Source organism: Rhodococcus sp. SORGH_AS_0303 (assembly GCF_030819335.1).
Lineage (GTDB): Bacteria > Actinomycetota > Actinomycetes > Mycobacteriales > Mycobacteriaceae > Rhodococcoides.
Window position 1 is genome coordinate 4,280,560 of sequence record NZ_JAUTBO010000001.1, and the last position, 21,464, is coordinate 4,302,023.

General features: G+C 69.2%; 16 protein-coding genes and 3 pseudogenes. 11 read left to right on the forward strand and 8 right to left on the reverse strand.

Features of this window, described 5'->3' with window-relative positions; translation table 11 throughout:
- Positions 1–12: 12 nt before the first annotated feature.
- Both QE449_RS20295 and QE449_RS21510 read right to left on the reverse strand, forming a co-directional pair.
- Positions 13–1,545, reverse strand: coding sequence for an HNH endonuclease signature motif containing protein (locus QE449_RS20295; protein ID WP_307109553.1), 1,533 nt, complete (start codon positions 1,543–1,545; stop codon positions 13–15).
- A 32-nt stretch (positions 1,546–1,577) separates the two neighbouring features.
- A pseudogene (locus tag QE449_RS21510) lies at positions 1,578–1,712 on the reverse strand (WYL domain-containing protein); the annotation flags it as partial.
- A gap of 156 nt (positions 1,713–1,868) precedes the next feature.
- On the opposite strand from QE449_RS21510, the gene QE449_RS20300 reads away from it, so the two are divergent.
- From QE449_RS20300 to QE449_RS20310, 3 genes are all read left to right on the forward strand, one after another.
- Positions 1,869–3,464: an MFS transporter gene (locus QE449_RS20300; RefSeq protein ID WP_307109554.1), complete on the forward strand. Its 1,596-nt coding sequence runs from the start codon at positions 1,869–1,871 to the stop codon at positions 3,462–3,464.
- Positions 3,465–3,529: 65 nt separating this feature from the next.
- Positions 3,530–5,302 carry an EAL domain-containing protein gene (locus tag QE449_RS20305; protein ID WP_307109555.1) on the forward strand — a complete coding sequence of 591 codons (1,773 nt, stop codon included), beginning with the start codon at positions 3,530–3,532 and terminating at the stop codon, positions 5,300–5,302.
- Between the two features lie 22 nt (positions 5,303–5,324).
- The gene (locus QE449_RS20310) at positions 5,325–6,500 is read left to right on the forward strand and encodes a GTP-binding protein (RefSeq protein ID WP_307109556.1); all 1,176 of its coding nucleotides are present in this window, start codon (positions 5,325–5,327) and stop codon (positions 6,498–6,500) included.
- A 10-nt stretch (positions 6,501–6,510) separates the two neighbouring features.
- Here the strand turns inward: QE449_RS20310 and clpB are convergent, their stop codons facing one another.
- A complete protein-coding gene (clpB, locus tag QE449_RS20315) occupies positions 6,511–9,057 on the reverse strand; it encodes an ATP-dependent chaperone ClpB (protein ID WP_307109557.1) in 2,547 nt (848 codons plus the stop codon).
- Positions 9,058–9,263: 206 nt separating this feature from the next.
- Here clpB and QE449_RS20320 point away from each other — a divergent pair, with 206 nt between their 5' ends.
- Positions 9,264–10,427 carry a globin domain-containing protein gene (locus tag QE449_RS20320; RefSeq protein ID WP_027506432.1) on the forward strand — a complete coding sequence of 388 codons (1,164 nt, stop codon included), beginning with the start codon at positions 9,264–9,266 and terminating at the stop codon, positions 10,425–10,427.
- On the opposite strand, the gene QE449_RS20325 is transcribed toward QE449_RS20320, so the two are convergent.
- Positions 10,421–10,678, reverse strand: coding sequence for a DUF2277 domain-containing protein (locus QE449_RS20325; protein ID WP_027506433.1), 258 nt, complete (start codon positions 10,676–10,678; stop codon positions 10,421–10,423). The genes QE449_RS20320 and QE449_RS20325 overlap by 7 nt on opposite strands.
- 130 nt (positions 10,679–10,808) lie before the next feature.
- Positions 10,809–11,102, reverse strand: coding sequence for a WhiB family transcriptional regulator (locus tag QE449_RS20330; protein ID WP_027506434.1), 294 nt, complete (start codon positions 11,100–11,102; stop codon positions 10,809–10,811).
- 232 nt (positions 11,103–11,334) lie between these two features.
- On the opposite strand from QE449_RS20330, the gene otsB reads away from it, so the two are divergent.
- Entirely contained in the window at positions 11,335–13,887 is a 2,553-nt protein-coding gene (otsB, locus tag QE449_RS20335; RefSeq protein ID WP_307109558.1) for a trehalose-phosphatase, read from the forward strand.
- On the opposite strand, the gene QE449_RS20340 is transcribed toward otsB, so the two are convergent.
- Positions 13,884–14,972, reverse strand: a complete 1,089-nt coding sequence (locus tag QE449_RS20340; protein ID WP_307109559.1) for a LacI family DNA-binding transcriptional regulator — start codon at positions 14,970–14,972, stop codon at positions 13,884–13,886. The genes otsB and QE449_RS20340 overlap by 4 nt on opposite strands.
- 183 nt (positions 14,973–15,155) lie before the next feature.
- On the opposite strand from QE449_RS20340, the pseudogene QE449_RS20345 reads away from it, so the two are divergent.
- The 6 genes and pseudogenes from QE449_RS20345 to QE449_RS20370 all read left to right on the forward strand — a co-directional run bounded on the left by QE449_RS20345 (position 15,156) and on the right by QE449_RS20370 (position 19,949).
- Positions 15,156–16,068, forward strand: a pseudogene (locus QE449_RS20345) (metal ABC transporter solute-binding protein, Zn/Mn family).
- Complete coding sequence (locus tag QE449_RS20350; protein ID WP_027506438.1) at positions 16,065–16,868, forward strand: metal ABC transporter ATP-binding protein; 804 nt, start codon at positions 16,065–16,067, stop codon at positions 16,866–16,868. Before QE449_RS20345 ends, QE449_RS20350 begins: the two are co-directional and overlap by 4 nt.
- Positions 16,869–16,870: 2 nt before the next feature.
- The gene (locus QE449_RS20355; RefSeq protein ID WP_307109560.1) at positions 16,871–17,740 is read left to right on the forward strand and encodes a metal ABC transporter permease; all 870 of its coding nucleotides are present in this window, start codon (positions 16,871–16,873) and stop codon (positions 17,738–17,740) included.
- Between the two features lie 17 nt (positions 17,741–17,757).
- Positions 17,758–18,513, forward strand: a complete 756-nt coding sequence (locus tag QE449_RS20360) for a LamB/YcsF family protein (RefSeq protein WP_373428334.1) — start codon at positions 17,758–17,760, stop codon at positions 18,511–18,513.
- 2 nt (positions 18,514–18,515) lie between these two features.
- Positions 18,516–19,104, forward strand: a pseudogene (locus tag QE449_RS20365) (allophanate hydrolase subunit 1).
- Positions 18,999–19,949, forward strand: coding sequence for a biotin-dependent carboxyltransferase family protein (locus tag QE449_RS20370; RefSeq protein WP_373428336.1), 951 nt, complete (start codon positions 18,999–19,001; stop codon positions 19,947–19,949). The pseudogene QE449_RS20365 and the gene QE449_RS20370 overlap by 106 nt, the downstream one beginning before the upstream one ends.
- Here QE449_RS20370 and QE449_RS20375 read toward each other — a convergent pair whose 3' ends face one another.
- Complete coding sequence (locus QE449_RS20375; RefSeq protein WP_307109563.1) at positions 19,950–20,579, reverse strand: heme-binding protein; 630 nt, start codon at positions 20,577–20,579, stop codon at positions 19,950–19,952.
- A 46-nt stretch (positions 20,580–20,625) separates the two neighbouring features.
- Positions 20,626–21,462, reverse strand: coding sequence for a DUF4436 domain-containing protein (locus tag QE449_RS20380; RefSeq protein WP_222638869.1), 837 nt, complete (start codon positions 21,460–21,462; stop codon positions 20,626–20,628).
- Between the last annotated feature and the right edge of the window lie 2 nt (positions 21,463–21,464).

The window sequence follows — 21,464 nt, forward strand, 5'->3', positions numbered from 1 at the left end:
CGCCACCGTCGTTCAGAACGGTGGCGGGTCGTCGATCGCTGCGGCTTCTCGAGCTCGGCGGTTGCGTGCCCGTTCAGCGCGTCGCCGCGCATGAACGGCCGCAAGGCGAGTGCGTCGTCTCGTCGGTGGCGACTCGGTCCCGGGCGGCGGGTGCACCACTGGGTCGTCGAAGGTGACGTCGGCCAGTTCCGGGTGGAGGTCGTATCCGTTGTGAGCCGGACCGGGAACGGTGCGACCCTCCGGGGTGGTGACGGTCGAGAGGACTCTGCCGGGTAGCTCCGGGTCGGGGTACTGATCGTCGAGGAAGTCGGTGAACGTCTTCAGAGTGTGGTGAAAGCGGCACTTGCCGTTGAGATTCACCGCCGTGGTCTGTCTACCGGCGGCCGGGTCGTCGTGGTCGTACTCGGTCACGTGGTCGAGGTCCGCCGTCACCGCCGGGTTGTTGCATCCAGGCCACGTGCAGTACTGGTCGCGGGCACGGACGAACGTCTCGAGTGCCGCGCTGGGCCGGTACGGGTCGGCCGGCTGATGGGCTGCGGGCGTCGCGTCCATCCGTCGACGCACGGCATCGGAACGGTTCGCCAGATCCCGCAGGTGGTCGGGCGAGATGACACCGTGACCGTGCAGGAAGCCGGAGCGGCCGGAGGTGTCGGGGGCTGCACCTTCCGGGCTCGATGCAGCTGGGGTGGCCGCATCCAGGGTGGCCGCGTCACCGACCACGTGCACGACGACGGTGGTCGCGCTGATCGAGTCGGGGCCGGTCTCCGTGTGTGTGCACGTGGGATCGCCGCACTGACAACCGAATCCGGTGCCGGTGACGAGCGCGAACAGTGCGTCGGACGCGCGAGCGATGCGGCTGCGCGGATCGCGCGAGCAGACGTTCGCGGCAAGAGCCTCGACACGGGTTGCGACGAGCAGCGCGTCCTCGGCCGCCAGAGTGGCACCGACGGCTGCCATGCCGTCGGGAGCGTTCTCGACCCAGAAAGAGCGATTCTCCTTCGCCTTGATGCGCCTCTCGCGCACCGCATCAGGATCATGACGATGAACGATGCAGTCGACCATGTCCCGCAGCCGGGTGTCGGACCACGAACGGCGACGCCGAAGGGCGGCAGCGATCTCGGCGTCGACCTCGTCGGCGTAGTCGCGGCCGTCCACCAGATCGGTACGAGTGACGATGGTGTGCAGGTGTTTCGGCGCGAGCAGCCCGTCCCGCAGACACTCTGCGACACGCGGCAGGCGATCGCGCAACACGAGGGCGCGAAAGAGAATGCCGTCAGCGGCACCCTGACTGACGGACAGCACGGTGGCGATGCGGGCGGCGCACTGTGTCGCCGCGTCCAGGCGTCGGCGGTCCGAGGCCTCGACCGGCGCGACGATCAGGGCGTGGAGGTGCGCGGCCGCCCGGTAGCGAGTCCACTCCAGGAAGCCGAGGCCGGCGGTCGCGTGAACGACGGTGTCCAGAGCCTCCTCGATCGACGCATCGGTCAGCGCCACCGGAAGGCCCATGGCCTCCGGATTCTGCTGCGCCCACCTCGACTCGAACATGTGTGCGAAGATAACAGGAGCCACCGACACCGTCAGAAATGTCGACGAGCGAGGTCTGCCGCCAGTTCCGCGATGCGTGTCCGCGCCTCTTGCGGCTCCACCACCTCGAGGTGATCGGCGAACTGCAGCAGTTGCCGTACCCCCTCGATGGTCGAGTATCTGATCGACGTCTGCGACCAGCCGTACCACGAATGTCAGGGTCGCCCCCGTCGACTGACCCGAGCGTGACGGCCACCACACTCGATTGACCGTGACGCAGCGACACAGTTACCTTCTGTCCACCTTCTATGCGCTACCGCATAGAACCGACGGAGCGGGGTTCCATGGCACTGCATCAGGCACCACCCACCACCTCGCTGTCAGGGCGAGGCCGCGCGCTGGCGCTCCTCGTCATCTGCGCGGCCGAGTTGCTGGTAGTCCTCGACAACACCATCGTCAACGTCGCGCTGCCGTCCATCGGCGTCGAGCTCCAGACCTCGATGTCCGGCCTGCAGTGGGTGGTCGACGCCTACACACTGACGTTCGCCGGCTTCCTGTTGGCGCTCGGGCACTTCGGCGATCGGTACGGACGCCGCCGCGTCATGATCATCGGTTTGCTCGGGGTGGCGGCGCTGTCTGTGGTGGGGGCGCTGTCGAGTGACCTCGGCCAGGTCATCGCGGCACGCGCCGTCATGGGCGTCTTCGCGGCGGCAGTGTTCCCGGCGACGCTGGCCATGATCATCACCATCTTCACCGACCCCCGCGAGAAGGCACTGGCCATCGCCGCCTGGACGGCCATGGCCGGCTTCGCCATCGCGATCGGTCCGACCGCGGGTGGGTACCTGCTGGAACACTTCTCGTGGCACTCGGTCTTCTGGATCAACGTGCCCGTGGCACTCGTCGTGGCCCTCGCCGCTCGGGTTCTGGTCCCGGAGTCGCGCGCCGAGCACGTCGGCCGCTTCGACGTCGTCGGACTCGTGTCCTCACTGGTGGCGATCACGGCACTGGTGTGGACGATCATCGAGGCCCCGCATCGCGGATGGCTGTCGGCCACCTCCCTCGCCGGCTACGCGCTCTCCGCCGTGGCGATCGCCGGCTTCCTCGCGTGGGAGAAGCGCACAGCCGCTCCGGTTCTCGATCTGACTCTGTTCGCGAACCGTCGCTTCTCGCTCCCGGCCCTGTCGATCGCCGTCGGCTACTTCTCCATGTTCGGCTTCCTGTTCATGATCACCCAGTACTTCCAGGGCGTCCGCGAGTACTCACCGCTCGAGTTCGGCCTGCACTCACTGCCGTTCGCGGTGGCCGTGGGTGTGGGCGCACCGATCGCCACGCTGATCGCTCAGCGCTTCGGTGCCACCGCCGTCATCGTGCTGGGACTGCTCATCGTCAGCACGGGGATGGCCATCGCCGGCCAGACCACCGTGGACACGCCCTATGTCGGCCCGGTATTGCTGTCGATGGTCCTCATGGGACTGGGACTGGCCGTCGTCCAGGGACCCGCGACCGACTCCATCATGTCCGCGGTCGACCTGGACGGCGCAGGCGCCGGGTCGGCGGTCAACGACACGACACGCGAGATCGGCGGCACACTCGGTGTGGCGGTACTGGGTTCGATCGTCGCCTCGGTCTACTCCGCGCGGGTCACCCCCTTGCTCGACGCAGTGCCCTCGTCGCTGATGACGGACGGCGAGAAGGGTTTCGCGTCCGAAACCGTCATCGCGGTGATCGAGATGGCGAAGCGTCCCACGCCGTCGCTGTTCGAACAGCAGAAGGCGGAACTGATTCTGGCGATGAAGTCCGCAAGCCTCGAGGGATTCCAGTTCGCCTCGTACGTCACGGTGTCCGCGTGCCTGGCGTGCGCCGTGGCCGTCGCGATCTGCATGCCGTGGAAGCCCGCCGCCGACTCGGTTCTGGCCGCAGCACGAACTCGCCGCCGGTAGTCTGACGTCGGAGTGTGCTGATTCCCAGCGCACTCCGGCGCCGCAGACCGTCGAAACGAGTCGTCGTGAGATCACAGCGGATCAGTCCTGATCCGGTTCTGTCGTTTCTCGCGTTGACGCCGAGACCAGCAGAACGATCTCGCGCCGTCATCGCGGGCATCACGGTGCTCGTCGGCGTCGCCGGCCTGCTGCTCCTGCCCTCCGACGCCCTCCGACCGGGCGGCGCGGTGTGGATACTTCTGTTCTCCGCCACGACCGTTCCCGTCGCGGTCGCCTGGTTCACGACCACGCGTCCGAGGCACTTCGAGACCGCCTACGTCGTCTATTCCGACGTCGGCGTGCTCACCGTCGTGACGATGTACGACTCCGCGTTCCTGTCGATGCCGGCATGCGCCGTACTGGTGCTGGTCTCCCTGTTCGCAGCGGCGTTCACCGACACCCTCACCCTCACATTGCATGTCGGGTTCTCCTGCGGCCTGCTCGTCGTGCTCGCCGCCGTCTCGGTCGAGCAGGGCACGGAGATCTGGCTCGTGCTGTCACGCACGCTCGCGCTGATGAGCATGTTCGCCACGCCCTTCGTCATCCGCATGTACGTCTCCTACCTCCGCCGACAGGTCGAGGCCTCGCAACGCGATCAACTCACGGGGTTGCTGACGCGACGCGGGCTCTACAACCGGGTGACGTCGCAATCGCAGTCCGTGCAGAGTCGCCGCACCGCTCTCGGCGTCTTCGTCGAGATCGCCGACTTCGCGGACGTCGAGCAGCGTTTCGGCCGCGGCTCGGGCCGGGAGGTGCTCGAGGAGATCGCCGAGCGGCTCACCACCGAGGCTCCGGCGGACGCCGTCGCGGCACGGTTGAGCACCTCGCAGTTCCTGTGTGTGCTTCTCGTCGGCCCGGACGGTTCCGCCGATCGCGCGATGCGGGATCTGGCCACGGGACTCGAGAGCACTTCTCTGCGCAGCGCACCGGTCACGGTCCTGACGGGCTCGGTGGCGGAGACCGTCGACCCGCATGCCGACGTGGGCACCACGCTGCACCACCTGATGACGCGTGCGGAGGCGACGATGCAGCGTCGCCACGCCAGTCGGGCGTCCGCGTCGGCGGACCTGCGCGACCGTATCGCGGCGCTCATCGCGTCGGGCGGCCCGAGCATCGTCTTCCAGCCCGTCTGCACCACCGACACGGGAGCCGTCGTCGGCTACGAGGCGTTGTCGCGATTCCCCGACGGGTACGGCTCACCGCAGACGTGGTTCACCGACGCGTCGACCGTCGGCCTGCGCGTGGACCTCGAACTCAGTGCCATCCACGCGGCGATCACCGCGTCCGGCGTGCTGCCATCGGGCGCGTTCGTGGCGGTCAACACCTCGGCGGACACCATCCTGTCCAGCGATCTCGCCGCGGACCTGATCGGGCGCGGCGACAGGGGCAGGCGCTGGATCGTGGAGGTGACAGAACACGACCGCATCGACGACTACGACGGGATGGGCGTCGCCGTCGAGATGTTGCGCTCGGCGGGCGTCCTCATCTCGGTGGACGACGTGGGAACCGGCTACTCGGGTCTGCGCCAACTGGTGGAACTACGTCCCGGCGTGGTCAAACTCGACGCCTCGATCGTGCGCGGCATCGACACCGACCCCATGCGCCGCGCCGCCGCCGTCAGCATCGTCACGTTCTCGCGGGAGATCGGTGCCATCTGCATCTTCGAGGGCGTGGAGACCGCCGAGGAACTCGCCACGGCGCGCGAGGTGGGAGCGGATCTGGTGCAGGGATACCTGCTCGGCCGCCCCGCACCCGCCTCGGAACTGCTCGTGAGGGACACCCCCCACCCGACTGCTTGATGACAATGGTTATCATTACGGCATGGCACCTCTGCTCCCCGTCACCGTCCTGTCCGGCTTCCTCGGCGCCGGCAAGACCACCATCCTGGAACACGTGCTCGCGAACCGGCAGGGTCTCAGGGTCGCGGTCATCGTGAACGACATGAGCGAGATCAACATCGACGCGAGGCTCATCGACGGGTCGGTCACCGGGTCGACCACGCTGGTCCGCACCGAGGAGCGGCTGGTCGAACTCACCAACGGCTGCATCTGCTGCACGCTTCGCGACGACCTCATCGAGACCGTGGGCACGCTGGCATCGGCAGGCGACATCGACTACCTGCTGATCGAATCGACAGGTGTCTCCGAGCCCATGCCCGTCGCGGCGTCGTTCGACTGGGTCTTCGAGCCCCGAGGGTTGGAGCCGCAGAGCGATGCGCCCGTCAGCCTCGGCACCCTGGCCCGCCTGGACACGATGGTGACGGTCGTGGACGCCTCCACCTTCCTCACGGAGATCTCCCGCGGCGACACACTCGACGACCGTGAGCTCGATGTCGCCGAGGATGACGAACGATCCATCTCGGACCTCCTCGTGGACCAGGTGGAGTTCGCCGACATCGTGCTGATCAGCAAGACGGACCTCGTCTCCGACGCTCTCGCCGGAGCCACCGACGCCGCCGTGCGACGGCTCAATCCCCGCGCCGAGGTCGTGCGCACGATCAACGGGGTCATCGACCCCGCCCGAATCCTCGACACCGGTCTCTACGACCCCGAGGCCGCGCTACTCGCCCCGGGCTGGGACGACGAGCTCACCGGCACCCACGTGCCGGAGAGCGAGGAGTTCGGCATCTCGAGCTTCGTCTACACCGCCGACCGGCCGTTCCACCCCACGCGCCTGAACCTGACACTCGACCGGTTGCACGATGTGTTGCGAAGCAAAGGTTTCTGCTGGATCGCGTCGCGACCGGACCGGGCGGCGGTGTGGTCGCAAGCGGGCCCGAACCTCACCATCGACGGTGCGCAACCGTGGTCGGAGATCGACGTTCCGGCCGGCCAGGAGATCGTTGTCATCGGAGTACGACTACGCCCGGACATGGTTCGTGACCTTCTCGACACCGCACTTCTGACAGACGCGGAGGTGACAGCGGGTCCGGACGCCTGGAGGGGCTATCCGGACCCGTTGCCCGAGTGGACGATCGATGATCACGTGCACGGTTGACGCGTCGATCTCAGCTCAGCTCGAGCGTCGCGCCGTCCTCCGACGTGTCCACCGTGACCGTGTCACCGTCGACGACCTTGCCCGCCAGCAGCAGCTTGGCCAACTGATCGCCGATGGCCTGCTGGATGAGGCGACGCAGCGGCCGGGCGCCGTACTGCGGGTCGTAACCCCGTACGGCCAACCAGAACCGGGCCGATGGCGTGACGTCCAGCGTGAGTCGACGAGTCGACAGGCGGCGCTGCAGTTGCAGCAGCTGGATGTCGACGATGGACTGCAGCTGCTCCTCGCTCAGGGCGTCGAAGACGACCACGTCGTCGAGCCGGTTCACGAACTCCGGCTTGAATGCGCTACGCACCGCCGCCATCACATGGTCCCTGTCGCCACCCGCACCGAGATTCGAGGTGAGGATCAGGATCGTGTTGCGGAAGTCCACCGTTCGGCCCTGACCGTCGGTCAGACGGCCCTCGTCGAGCACGGCGAGCAGGATGTCGAACACGTCCGGATGCGCCTTCTCGACCTCGTCGAACAGCACCACCGTGTACGGCCGACGACGCACGGCCTCGGTCAGCTGACCACCGGCCTCGTACCCGACGTATCCGGGCGGGGCACCGACCAGTCGAGCCACCGAGTGCTTCTCGCTGTACTCGCTCATGTCGATGCGGATCATGGCACGCTCGTCGTCGAACAGGAAGTCCGCCAACGACTTCGCGAGCTCTGTCTTGCCGACGCCCGTCGGTCCGAGGAACAGGAACGACCCGGTGGGCCGGTTCGGATCGGACACCCCGGCACGAGCGCGGCGCACCGCGTCGGACACGGCCTGGACCGCGTCGTCCTGACCGACGACACGCCTGCCCAGCTCGTCCTCCATGCGGAGGAGCTTCGCCGTCTCACCCTCGAGCATCCGGCCCGCGGGGATACCGGTCCACGCCGCGACCACGTCCGCGACGTCGTCCGGACCGACCTCCTCCTTCAACATCACGTCACCCTGGGGAACGGTGGCCGCGGTCTTCTCCGCGAGCTCTTTCTCCAGCGACGGGATGCGTCCGTAGCGCAGCTCCGCGGCCTTGCCCAGATCACCGTCGCGCTCGGCCCGCTCGGACTCGCCGCGCAGCGCTTCGAGCTGCTCCTTGAGGTCGCGCACCGAATCGATGGCGTTCTTCTCGTTCTGCCAGCGCGTGCTCAGTTCGGCCAGCTTCTCCTTGCTGTCCGCCAGCTCACCGCGCAGCTTCTCGAGACGGGTCTTCGACGCGTCGTCGGTCTCCTTGGCCAGCGCCATCTCCTCGATCTCGAGTCGGCGCACGACACGCTCGATCTCGTCGATCTCGACCGGACGCGAGTCGATCTCCATGCGGAGGCGGGACGCGGCCTCGTCGACGAGGTCGATGGCCTTGTCCGGCAGGAACCGTGAGGTGATGTAGCGATCCGACAGCGTGGCGGCGGCGACCAGGGCGGAGTCGGTGATGCGCACACCGTGGTGCACCTCGTACCGCTCCTTGAGGCCGCGCAGGATGCCGACCGCGTCGTCCACGGACGGCTCACCGACCAGCACCTGCTGGAACCGGCGCTCGAGTGCGGCGTCCTTCTCGATGTACTTGCGGTACTCGTCGAGCGTCGTGGCGCCCACCAACCGCAGCTCACCACGCGCGAGCATCGGCTTGATCATGTTGCCCGCGTCCATGGCGGACTCGCCCGTCGCGCCCGCACCGACGATGGTGTGCAGCTCGTCGATGAACGTGATGACCTGGCCGGCCGAGTTCTTGATGTCGTCGAGCACGGCCTTGAGCCGCTCCTCGAACTCACCGCGGTACTTGGCGCCCGCGACCATCGATCCCAGGTCGAGCGACACGACGGTCTTGCCGCGCAGGCTCTCCGGGACGTCGCCGGCGACGATGCGCTGCGCGAGGCCCTCGACGATCGCGGTCTTGCCGACGCCGGGCTCACCGATGAGCACCGGGTTGTTCTTGGTACGGCGCGAGAGCACCTGCACCACACGACGGATCTCGGTGTCGCGACCGATGACCGGATCGAGCTTGCCGCTGCGTGCGGCCTCGGTGAGGTCGGTCGAGTACTTCTCCAGAGCCTGGTACGTCGCCTCCGGGTCCGGGCTCGTGACGCGGGCACTGCCACGCACGGTGGTGAACGCCTCGCGCAGCGCCGCCGGTGTCGCCCCGTTCCTCTGGAGCAGCGTCGCGACATCGGAATCGCCCGTCGAGAGTCCGACCACCAGGTGCTCGGTCGAGACGTACTCGTCGTCGAGTTCGGTGGCCAGCTGTTGAGCGGCGGTGATCGCGCCCAGCGCGTCACGTCCGAGCTGCGGCTGGGTGGTGGAGCCGGTGGCCGACGGCATACGGTCCACCAGAGTCTGCGCCTGCGAGCGGATCGCGCTCGGGTCGACGCCGACAGCCTTCAGCAACGGCGCGGCGATGCCGTCCGTCTGGTCGAGCAGTGCGACGAGCAGGTGAGCCGGCCGGATGTCCGGGTTGCCCGCTGCGGATGCCGACTGCAGTGCAGCGGTCAACGCTGCCTGGGTCTTCGTGGTGGGAGTGAACGCGTCCACCGGTCACCTTCCTTCGGGTCGAACGGGTGTGTCGACGAGAACAACCTTAGTCGACTTGAGTCTATTCCGCTCAAGTTTGTTGACGCCGCATCACGCAGGAGGGCGCCGCCCAGCGCGCTGGCCGTGACCGGACACGACCACTACTCTCGGACACACCACTCGCGCACGAACCCGTCACCCGCCACGACCATCGAAGGTGCCCATTGCTGGACCCGCAGGCCCTGGCGCGAGTGCGCGCCGGAGTTGCCTCCGCGCTGTCCGACGACGGCGCGGACACCGTGGCCGGCGCCTTCTACGCTCGGCTGTTCGCCGAGTACCCCGATTTCCGCGGCTTCTTCCCCGCCGCCATGGATCAGCAGCGGCACCGCCTCCTGCGCGCCGTCGACCACGTCGTCCGGCACCTCGACGACCGCGACTTCCTGCCCTTCCTCCATCAACTCGGGCGTGACCACCGCAAGCACGGCCTGACCGGCGCGCACTTTCTCGCCGCCCAGAACGCGCTGGTCGACGCGTTCCGCACCACGGCGGACCCGGACGTCTGGACAGACGAGACCGACGCGGCGTGGCGCCGCGTGGTGTCGATGATCTGCAACTCGATGGCCGTCGGGGCCGACACCGAGGACCTGCCGCCGTACTGGGGAGCGACGGTGGTCGAGCACCATCGCGTGCTCGACGACCTCGCGATCGTGCGCCTGCAGACGGACGCCGACATTCCCTTCGCCGCCGGCCAGTACCTCAGCGTGCAGATCCCGCAGCGTCCACGGATGTGGCGGTACCTCTCCCCCGCGATCGCACCCAACGACTACCGCGGCATCGAGTTCCACGTCCGGCGGGTGTCGGCCGGCTGGGTGAGTCCGGCCATCGTCTCGGAGACCACGGTGGGCGACCGCTGGCTGCTCGGGCCGCCGCTGGGCGGACTCAGTGTGGACACGTCGCCTGGCAGCGAGGACGTGCTCATGATCGCGGGTGGCACCGGCATCGCCCCCCTGCGTGCGCAGCTGATGGACATGGCGATGCGGAGCCGTAATCCGCGGGTGCATCTGTTCGTGGGCGGCGAGTATCCGAGCGACCTCTACGACCTGGACACGCTGTGGAACCTGGCACGCACCAACCCGTGGCTCACCATCGTGCCGGTCGTGGAGCAGCCCGAGGAGCCGTGGTGGCGGCCCGGTCCGGCACGCGAGTTCCCGCCGGGCATGAACCACACCATGGTGGGCAAGCTCGGGCAGGTGGTCACGCGGTTCGGATCGTGGGCCGATCGGCAGATCCAGGTGTGTGGATCACCGTCGATGGTGCGCACCACCCTGTACGCACTGCGCAAGGTGGGGACGCCGATGCAGAACGTCCAGCACGATCCCCTGGGTCAGTGAGGGTGCGCGTGCGCCAGGCGGCGTAGCGGCGGGACCGTCTGCGGCGGCTGCTTGCGGGGCGGGAGCACGCTCAGCAACCGGGTGGTCGACGCGGTGACCTCGGCCACGGCGGTCTCGAAGGCGTCCCGGTTCGCGTCCGACAGTGTGCGGAGTCCGCTGACCTTGCGCACGTACTGACGCGCGGCCGCCTCGATCTCCTCGTCCGTCGCCGCAGGCTCGAGGCCGCGCAGTTCGGTGATGTTTCGGCACATGCGAATCACGGTAGACCGGGCGCCGTCCGAGGGGAACACCCGAAGAGCTTTACGCTGTACAGGCACCGCGTCGGATAATGTCCACCAATTCAAGCTTCGTGCAGTTTTCGATCACCGTGAATTCATCTGTTCAACCGATTGCGCGCTGATCGGAAAGCGCATTTCCCAGCATCCGCTCGGGCGCCGACAAACCACCCCAGACGCCGTACGGCTCACCGGCGGCCACCGCGTAATCACGGCACCGCATCAGCACGGGGCACTGCTCGCAGACCCGTTTGGCCTGCTCCTCGCGGGCTGTTCTCTTATGTCCCCGTTCACCTTCCGGATGGAAGAAGACGGCAGAATCCATACCGCGGCACAATCCGTTCAACTGCCACTCCCACGTCGTGGCAATCGGCTCGGGTAACTGGACGGGCTTCGACATGACGCTCCTCGTTGTTCGCCTCGTATGCGACGTCACGCTCTCAGTATTACATTACGAACAATCGTCCAAAAAGTTAATGCGAATAGTCGTGACACACGATTTCCAGTCATCGCGGGTCACAGACACCCTCGCGGCCGCTCCTCGGACCTCTCTCCCCGATGAGGCGAGCAGGGCCCCCGTCGCCTAGGTTTGACCGAGTGAGAAGCCCCGGTCACCGTCCAGGTCGTGCGCTGTGAGCGCTGTGGACCTCCCCCTCGACCTTCGCCGCGCCCTCGTCGGCGTCGCGCGGGTGCCGAGACTGCTGGTCGCCTCCGACTACGACGGCACCATGGCGCCGTTCGTCTCCGACCCGCAGAAGGCGTTCCCGCTGCCCGAATCGGTCCGCGCACTCCGCGCTCTCGCCGGTCTCGACGGCACCCAGGCTGCTGTGATCTCGGGGCGCGCGCTGCGTGACCTGGCGATCCTCTCCCGCCTGCCCGTCGAGGTCCAGCTCGTGGGCAGCCACGGGTCCGAGTTCGACGCCGGCTTCGTCACCGAGCTCGGCGGCGAGGCGACGGCACTGCTCGAGCGCGTGGTCGCCGAGCTCCGCACGGTCGCGTCCCGCGGCGCGAACATCAGCGTCGAGACCAAGCCCGCCAGCGCCGCTCTGCACGTGCGCAACGCCGACCCCGAGGCCGGACAGCGCGCCCTCGACGAGGTCCGTGCGGGCGCAGCCACCTGGGACGGCGTGCAGGTCACCGAGGGCAAGTCCGTGATCGAGCTCGCCGTCATCGCGACCGACAAGGGCCAGGCCCTCGACATCCTGCGGCACCAGGGCGGCGCCTCCGCCGCCGTCTTCTTCGGCGACGACGTCACCGACGAGAAGGCGTTCCGACGGCTGCACGGGCCGGACATCGGCGTCAAGGTCGGCGACGGTGAGTCGCTCGCCGGCTACCGCGTCGACACCCTCGAGCAGGTGGCCGCGGCGCTCGCGTTCCTGTTGGAGGAGCGCCGCACCTGGCTCTCCGGTGCGGACGCCCCGCGCATCGAGCGTCTCACCATGATGGCGAGCCCACGATCGGTGGCACTCCTGACGCCCGAGGCCGGCCTCACGTGGCTGTGTCACCCCGAACCCGACTCCGCCGCCGTCTTCGCACACCTGCTCGGCGGCGACGAGGCGGGCCACTTCACCGTCGGCCCGCTGCGTCCGTCCCTCCCGCTGAGCCAGCAGTACATCGACAGCACCATGACGGTGCAGACCCGCTGGGCCAGCCTGCAGGTCGACGACTACCTCGCGCACGACGTGCCGAGCGATCGCACCGACTTCACCCGCGTGATCACCGGCAAGGCGAAGGCCGTGGTCACGTTCGCGCCGCGCCCCGAGTTCGGGCAGGCACGCGTCCGGCTCGAGGCCGAGGACGACGGCCTCCGCGTGTTCGGCACCAACGACCCGATGGTGCTGCGCGCGCCGGGCATCACCTGGACCGTCACCAGCGAGCACGGCCAGGAGACCGCGCGGGCGGAGATCGATCCGTCCACCGGTCACGTGATCCTCGAACTACGCTGCGGGACGTCGGATCTGGGCCCGTCCGAGGTGCCCGAAGCCGAGCGTCGCGCCGAGGCCGAGTCCTACTGGCACGACTGGGCGGCCGGGTTGACGCTCCCCCAGCTCAAGCCCGATCTGATGAAGCGGTCCGCGCTCACCCTGCGCGGCCTGGTGCACGCCGACTCCGGGTCGATCATGGCCGCGGCCACGACGTCGCTGCCCGAGGAGATCGGCGGTGTCCGCAACTGGGACTACCGCTACTGCTGGCTGCGCGACGCGGCCCTGACGGCGTCCGCGCTGGTGTCCCTGGGCTCGCTGTCCGAGGCGGAGAACTACCTGCACTGGGTGCACGACGTGCTCGAGACCGTCCCCGGACCGGAACGCCTGCACCCGCTCTACACGCTGTGGGGGCAGTCGCTGCCTCCCGAGGCCGTCATCGACGCCCTGCCCGGGTACGCGGGATCCCGCCCCGTGCGGGTGGGCAACGCGGCCAACCAGCAGGTGCAGCTCGACGTCTTCGGACCCATCGTCGATCTCATCGCGACACTGGCCCGCGCCCGCACCGCGAGCGGCGTCACCGCGAACGCCGAGGTGCTCACCGATCAGGACTGGGACCTGGTGTGCGCCATGGTCGACGCCGTCGAGCGACGCTGGTCCGAGCCGGACAACGGCATCTGGGAGATCCGCGGCAACCCGCGCCACCACGTCTACTCCAAGGTGATGTGCTGGCTCACCGTCGATCGCGCCATCACCCTGGCCGAGGCGTACGGCCGCGAGGCGCAACTCGGCTGGAGCACGTTGCGTGACGTCATCCGTCGTCAGGTGCTCGACAAGGGCTGGAGCGACGAGGCGCAGTCCTTCACGGCCGCGTACGGCGGAACCGATCTCGATGCGGCCACCCTGCACATCGGCCTGTCCGGTCTCATCGATCCGAGCGACCCGCGCTTCGCGGCGACGGTCACCGCGACCGAGGCCGAGTTGCGCAGCGGCGCCACGGTGTACCGCTACCACCACGACGACGGCCTCCCCGGTGGCGAGGGCGGGTTCCACCTGTGCGCCGCCTGGCTCGTCGAGGCGTATCTTCTGATCGGGCAGCGACTTCCGGCCGAAGCGCTCTTCACCCAGCTCGTCGCCGCGGCAGGCCCGACGGGCCTGCTGAGCGAGGAGTACGACCCCGTGGCCGAGCGCTCGCTGGGTAACCACCCGCAGGCCTACAGCCACCTCGGCCTGCTGCGCTGCGCCCAGCTGCTGGCCCGCTAGCCGGTCCGCACCGGGCCGAGCGTCACCCCGGCGAGCAGATGCGTCGGGAGGTGCTCGGTCCGGTCCACCCCGGAATGGCTGACGCCCAGCACGATCTCACCGACGAGCCGACCCTTCTCGAGGACCGGCTGCTGGACCGACGTCAGGCCGATGCGGCGCGCCTCGTCGACCCCGTCGAAACCGGTGACCGACATCTGTTGGGGTACCGAGACACCCTGCGCGGCACAGTGATCGAGCGCACCCAGAGCCAGCACGTCGGACGTGCACACCAGCGCGGTGGTGTCCGGCGCTGCCCGGAGCGCCTCGGCGGCCGCCGACCGTCCGGCCTCCCGCGTGTGGTCGAAGCGCTCGACGATCACGATGTCGGGATCGACGCCGGCCGCGATCATCGCGTCGCGGATGCCGGCGAGACGCTCGCGCTGGACGTGGAAGGTGATGCCGCTCCGGCGTTCCGGATCGACGAGTCCGTCGTGCCGGTCGCGGCGCAGCCGCATGCAGACCACGCTGATGCGAGTGTGGCCCCGCGCGAGCACCTCCTCGGCCATCCGTCGCATCGCCACCCTGTCGTCGATTCCGACGAGCGAGGTGTCCTCCGCGTCCCGAGGCTGGTCACACACGACCGTCGGCAGATGACGGTCACGGACCGCCGTCAGGTGCGGATCGTCGTCGGACACCGAGTAGACGACGAATGCGTCGACCCCCGCCTGCTGCACGACGGCCGCGGCGTCCTCCGGCGTCGAGGCGGGCCCCGCGGGAATGAGCAGCAGACCGCGTCCGGCCCGCTCGCACGACTCGGCGAGGCCGGTGAGGAACTGCACGGCGGCGGGATCGGAGAACGAGTAGCTGAGCGCCTCGGTGAGGACGAGCCCCACCGCACCGGCGCGCCGGGTGCGCAGCGAGCGGGCGACCGGGTCGGGCCCCGGATAACCGCGAGCCCTGGCCGCGTCGAGCACACGTTCCCGCATCTCGGGTGAGAGCTGGTCCGGCCGGTTGTAGGCGTTGGACACGGTGGTGCGCGAGACGTTCAGTTCGGCGGCCAGCGACGCGAGCGTGGCCATCCGTCGCGGTTCCGTCGACCTCGCCATGAAGAGACGGTATCCGGTCGGGGTCGCGCACGTCGGCTCCGGCACGGTTTCGCCGTCGGGGTGGTGGGGCGGTAAGGTCACGACAACGGTTTCCATTAACGATAACGTTCGACCGACCCAGGAGCACCCCTCGTGTACGCACCCGCCCGAATTCCCCTCCGCACGCTCGTCACCGCCCTGGGTATGACCGCCCTGACGGCGACCGCCCTGGTGGGATGCAGCTCCGACGACACCGCGACGGCCGAGTCCGGTCGGCCCACCGTCGTCGCGTCGACGAACGTGTGGGGCTCGGTCGCCGAGGCCGTCGTCGGAGACCGAGCGGACGTCACGGCGATCATCTCGGATCCGTCCGCGGATCCGCACTCCTACGAGGCCAGCCCCGGCGACGCCGCGGCACTGTCCGAGGCCTCGCTCGTCGTGTACAACGGCGGCGGCTACGACGAGTTCGTCGACGACGTGCTCGGCTCCGCGGGCGACGTGCCCTCCGTCGACGCGTACTCGCTGCTCGAGGGGCACGCGGACGACGCCGACCACGCCGACGAGGCGGGTGCCCACGACCATTCGGGCGAGACCAACGAGCACGTCTGGTACGACCCGGAGATCGCGGCGGCCACCGCCGAGGCGATCGCCACCGAACTCGGTAAGGTCGACCCCGACAACGCGGCGTACTACACCGAGAACGCCGAGGCGTTCCACGACGACATCCACGAGATCACCGACATCACGGATCGCATCGCCCAGCAGAAGCCGGGCGCACCCGTCGCGCAGACGGAGCCGATCGCGCACTACCTGCTGGAAGGAGCCGGGGTGGACGACAAGACCCCCGAGGACTTCGAGGACGCGATCGAGGAGGGCAACGATCCCTCGCCCGCCGCCGTCGCCGCGACGCGTGACCTGTTCACCGGCAAGGGCGTCGACGTGCTGGTCTACAACATTCAGACGGAGGACGCCCGTGACCGAGGACGTGCGCCGCATTGCCGAGGAGAACGGCATCCGCGTCGTCGAGGTCACCGAGACCCTGCCCGCAGGGCAGGACTACGTCTCCTGGCAGCGCACGGCGGCGCAGGATCTCGCCGACGCGCTGGGGGTCGTGTGACCGCTGTCCGACTGACCGGAGCCACCCTCGCCTACGGCGACCGGGTGCTCTGGTCCGATCTCGACCTCGAGGTCGCACCGGGCGAGTTCGTCGCCGTGCTGGGCCCGAACGGCTCCGGCAAGACGTCGCTCCTCAAGGTGCTGCTCGGGCAGGCCCACCTCACCGCCGGCACCGCGACCATCGCCGGCGGTCGATCCTCCGTCGGCTACATCCCCCAGCAGAAGGCCATCGACGAGGGCGTTCCGCTGCGCGGGCGCGACTTCGTCGGCCTGGGGTGGGACGGACACCGCTGGGGCATCGGCTTCCGTGGGCGCCATGCCCGTCGCGAGGCCGTCGACATCGCCGTCGCCTCGGTCGGTGCGGACGCGTTCGCCGACGCGCCGCTGGGGCAGATGAGCGGCGGTGAGCAGCAGCGGCTCCGCGTCGCGCAGGCACTCGTCGGCGATCCGGACGTGCTGCTCTGCGACGAACCGCTGCTGAGCCTCGACCTCGCCAACCAGCAGGTCGTCGCGCACTTGATCGACCAGCGTCGGCGCTCGCACGGCACCTCGGTGGTGTTCGTGACGCACGAGCTCAACCCGATCCTGCCGATCGTCGACCGGGTGGTCTACCTCGTCGACGGCAAGTTCCGCATCGGCACCACCGAGGAGGTGATGACCTCCGAGGTGCTCTCCGAGCTGTACGACACCGACGTCGAGGTCCTGCGCGTCCGCGGGCGGCTGGTGGTCGTCGGCACCGGAGACGCCATGGACGCCCTCGGGAGCGCCGGCGGCATGCACCACGTGGACGAGTCGGAGTAGGCATGGACAAGGTTCTCGACGCCCTGAGCAAGGCATTCGACTTCGGTACGACGGCCGATCTCCTCACCTACGACTTCGTGCAGCAGGCGCTGATCGCCGCGGCGATCCTCGGTGTGCTCGCCGGGGCGCTCGGCCCCCTCATCGTCAGTCGACAGTGGTCGTTCGCCGTCCACGGCTCGTCCGAGCTGTCCCTCACCGGCGCGTCCGCGGCCCTGCTGGTGGGGTTGGCCGTCGGGGTCGGCGCCATCCTGGGATCCGTCATCGCGGCGGTCCTGTTCGCCCTGCTGGGCCGTCGTGCGCGCGAACGCGACTCCGTCATCGGCGTCATCATGAGCTTCGGGCTCGGCCTGTCGGTGCTCTTCCTGTGGGCGTATCCCGGCCGCACCGGCACCAGTTTCTCGCTGCTGGTCGGGCAGATCGTCGGCGTCGGCAGCACGGGTCTCGGCCTGCTGCTCGCGGTGGCGCTCGTCGTCATCGTCGTGCTCTTCGTGGTCTACCGGCCCCTGCTGTTCGCCAGCACCGATCCCGAGGGCGCCGAGGCGCGCGGCGTACCGATGCGACTGCTGTCCATCGTGTTCGCGATCCTCGTCGGTGTCGCGTGTGCGCTCGGCGTCCAGATCGTCGGCGCCCTGCTGGTGCTCTCGCTTCTCATCACGCCCGCGGCAGCGGCGTCCCGCGTCACCGCCAACCCCGTCACGGCGACGTGGCTCTCGATCCTCTTCGCCGAGGTCGCGGCCGTGGGCGGCATCCTGCTCTCGCTCGCTCCCGGGGTGCCGGTCTCGACCTTCGTCACCACCATCTCGTTCGTCATCTACCTCGTCTGCCGGGCGGTCGGTCGACGCACACCGTCCCGCACCGTCGTCCAAGCCTGACCGTTACCCTCGTGTGGATGGTCGATCTGAACTCCGATCTCGGCGAGGGCTTCGGCACCTGGACGCTCGGTGACGACGCGGCGATGCTGCGTGTGGTCACCAGCGCCAACATCGCGTGCGGCTTCCATGCGGGTGATCCGGCCACGCTGCTGCGGACGTGCGCCGACGCCGTCCGGTCCGACGTGCGTATCGGCGCTCAGGTGGGGTACCGGGACCTCGTCGGCTTCGGCAGGCGCTTCCTCGACATCACCGCGGAGGACCTGCGCGCCGACGTGATCTACCAGATCGGGGCTCTCGACGGCCTGGCGCGCTCCGTCGGCGGACGCGTGCGGTACGTCAAACCACATGGAGCGCTGTACAACACGATCGTGCACCACCGAGTACAGGCACAGGCGGTCGTCGACGCCGTCGCCGCGTACGACCCCGGCCTGCCCGTCCTGGGGCTGCCCGGCTCGGCATTCCTCGAGATCGCCGCGCGGGCGGGCCTGCGGACCGTCACCGAGGCGTTCGCCGATCGCGGCTACACGGCAGCGGGAACCCTAATCTCCCGCCGCGACCCCGGTGCGGTCCTGTCCGACGTCGAAGCGGTGGCACGACGCGTGCTGCGGATGGTCACCGAGGGCGTCGTGGACTCCGTCGACGGGGTGACGGTGCCGGTGAACGCCGACTCGGTGTGCCTGCACGGCGACACCCCCGCCGCGGTGGACATGGCCCTGGCCGTGCGTGCGGTGTTGTCCCGCAACGGCGTCACCCTGACCCCGTTCGTGTCGTGAGGATCGCCCCGGCGGGCGACCGCGCCCTGCTGGTCGATCTCGACGACGTCCGCACAGTCGCGGCGCACCACGCCGGGTGGGCCGTCGGGCACCCGGGAATCGCCGAGATGATCCCCGCCGCCGCCACCGTGCTGGTGATCCTCACCGAGGACGCGGAACCCGCACGGGTGTCGGCGTGGCTCCGCGAGACGCCACCGGCGCAGGTGCTCGGCTACTCCGGTGAGACGATCACGATCGACGTCCGATACGACGGGCCCGATCTCGACGAGGTCTGTGCGACAACGGGACTGGACATCGTCGCCGTGCACACCGGTCAGGTGTGGACCGCCGCGTTCTGCGGCTTCTCCCCCGGCTTCGCGTACCTGGTCGGTTCCGATCCGTTGTCGATCCCGCGCCGCGCCGATCCGCGCCACCTCGGTGCCGGCGGGATCCGTGGCTCTGGCCGGCGAGTACACCGGGGTGTACCCGACCTCGTCGCCCGGCGGGTGGCAGATCATCGGCAGCACCGACGCGGCGCTGTGGGACGTGAACCGGGACGACCCCGCGCTGCTCGCGCCCGGCACGCGCGTGCAGTTCCGCGCGGTGACGTGATGCTCGAGGTACTGGCGACCGGGCCGCTGACGACTGTGCAGGACCGCGGACGGACCGGGTGGTCCTCGCTCGGCGTCGGCACGTCCGGCGCAGCCGATCGACGCTCGCACGACGCGGCGAATCGGTTGGTGGGGAACATGATCGACGCCGCGACGCTCGAGGTGACACTCGGCGGACTGGTGCTGCGCGCACGCACCGAGGTGGTTCTGGCGGTGACGGGGGCTCCGACCCCGTTCACGGTGGACGGCGTGCCGCAGGGGCACGGCGCCGTGGTCGTGGTGGGGTCGGGCGCCGAGATCCGCCTCGACTGGGCACCGGTGGGACTGCGCACGTACGTCGCCGTCCGCGGCGGCATCGACGTGCCCCGGGTTCTCGGGAGCCGATCGACCGACTCCCTGTCCGGCATCGGACCCGAGCGAGTGGCGCCCGGCGCCCTGCTGCCGATCGGTCACGACGCCGAGGACTGGCCTCGGGCGGACATGAATCCGTACCCGTTCGAGCACCGGACGACCCTGCGGGTGATTCCCGGCCCGCGCGCGGACCGGTTCACCGACGACGCGCTCGACCTGCTGCTCGCCCAACCTTGGACGGTGCGGACGGATTCGGACCGCGTCGGCATGAAACTCCAGGGCGCCGAGCCACTGTCGCGATCGCGGGAGGACGAACTCCCGAGCGAGGGAATGGTGACCGGCGCACTGCAGGTACCGCCGTCGGGACTGCCCGTGTTGTTCCTCGTCGACCATCCGGTGACCGGCGGCTACCCGGTGATCGCCGTCGTGGTGTCGGCGGACCTCGGATCCGCGGCGCAGTGTGCGCCGGGACAGACGATCCGCTTCAGTGTCTGATCATCGGGAGACAGGAACGGCGATCTCGTTGCGGCGGCGGAACGACACCGTCCAGGGCGGGTCGTAGAACCAGGACATCGGCTCGCCGGTCGTGTCGATGCCGCGGGACTTCAGGATCTCCAGCAGCTCCGTGGTGCGCTCGGCCACGGCCCGCGCACCGCGGTCACCGCTGAACCGCAGCACCGCCACCGTCTCGGCCGGCACCTCCACCAGGCGCACCCGATCGTCCTTCGGCGCCGGCAGAGTGTCCATCGTCCATCGCGACGGCATGAAGAACCGGACGACCCATCCCTCGTCGCTCGCGGCGCGCGACACGGGTGCGGTCATCGCGATGGTCTGCCCGCGCGACGCCGACTGCCCAACGGGAGCCGTCATCGCGATCCTGCCGGATCCCTGATTGCCCCCGAAGATGTACCCGGCCAGCCGGCGGAAGCCTTCGTTACGGGCGCGTTCCTCGTCGGCGTCCACGACGGTCTCCGCCGCGATCCGGGGTTCGTATCGGCGAATCTCGACCGCCCCCGTGAGCGACTCGGTGGTGTGGGGTGGTTCCTCGGTACCCACCCGAACCCCCACGATTCCCAGTGCGGCCTCGGCCACCTGTGTCACCGTCGTCCTCAGCCGTTCGATCATGACTCGACGGTACGCGCGGACGAGCCCCACCCCGGTCGCGCTCGACCTAGGGGCCCTGGCGCCACCACGCGACGACGTAGAGCACCATCGCCGTCACCAGACCCGCCACCACCCACAGCACCACGGTGTAGTCGACCCACGACCCGATCGGCGGAGCGCCGGGGAACAGGTTGCGGATGGGCAGCACCGCGAAGAGCGTCACCGCGAACCACGTCATGATCGGCGGCAGGAACTGCTTGCGGCGGCGCAGCGTCTGGATCGACACGAACAGCGTGCACAGCGGCAGCACTACCAGGACCACACAGATCGCGATGTCGAAGATCGTGGTGCCCACCGTGCGCGCGACGCGGATGTCGAAGGCCTGCGCCGAGGAGGAGTCGATGTCGACGGCCTCCACCGCCCAGGACGTGAGCGAGTCGGTCACCACGATCTCGGCGGGTACGGGCTGCCGGTCCGCGCCGGCGCCGGAGAACACCCGCACCTGGATCGACGACGCGTCGTAGGTGTCGAACGGCCATCGCCGGATGTCGCCGTCCGCGTACAGGGAGACCGGGAGCGGGCCCACGCGAGTCCCGCTGGGGAACGTCAGGGTGCCGGCGCTCGCGGTCGGCGTCACGTCGACGATCAGGTCGTCGACCAGGTTGCCGTCGGCATCGGTCAACTCGGTCCCCGGATACACGGACACGCGGGCGTCGAGCGAGAAGTTCTCACCGGAGACGGTGTCCACGTCGAGGTAGACGAGCGCGGCGTCGGGTGCGGCCTCACGGAGGTCGGGTCCGTTCGGCGGGCTCCCCAGCGCGTAGGTGAGCACCACCGCGACGTACGCGGCGATCACCACGGCCACCAGGACCACACCGCGCACTCTGCGACCCGCCGCTGTCATGG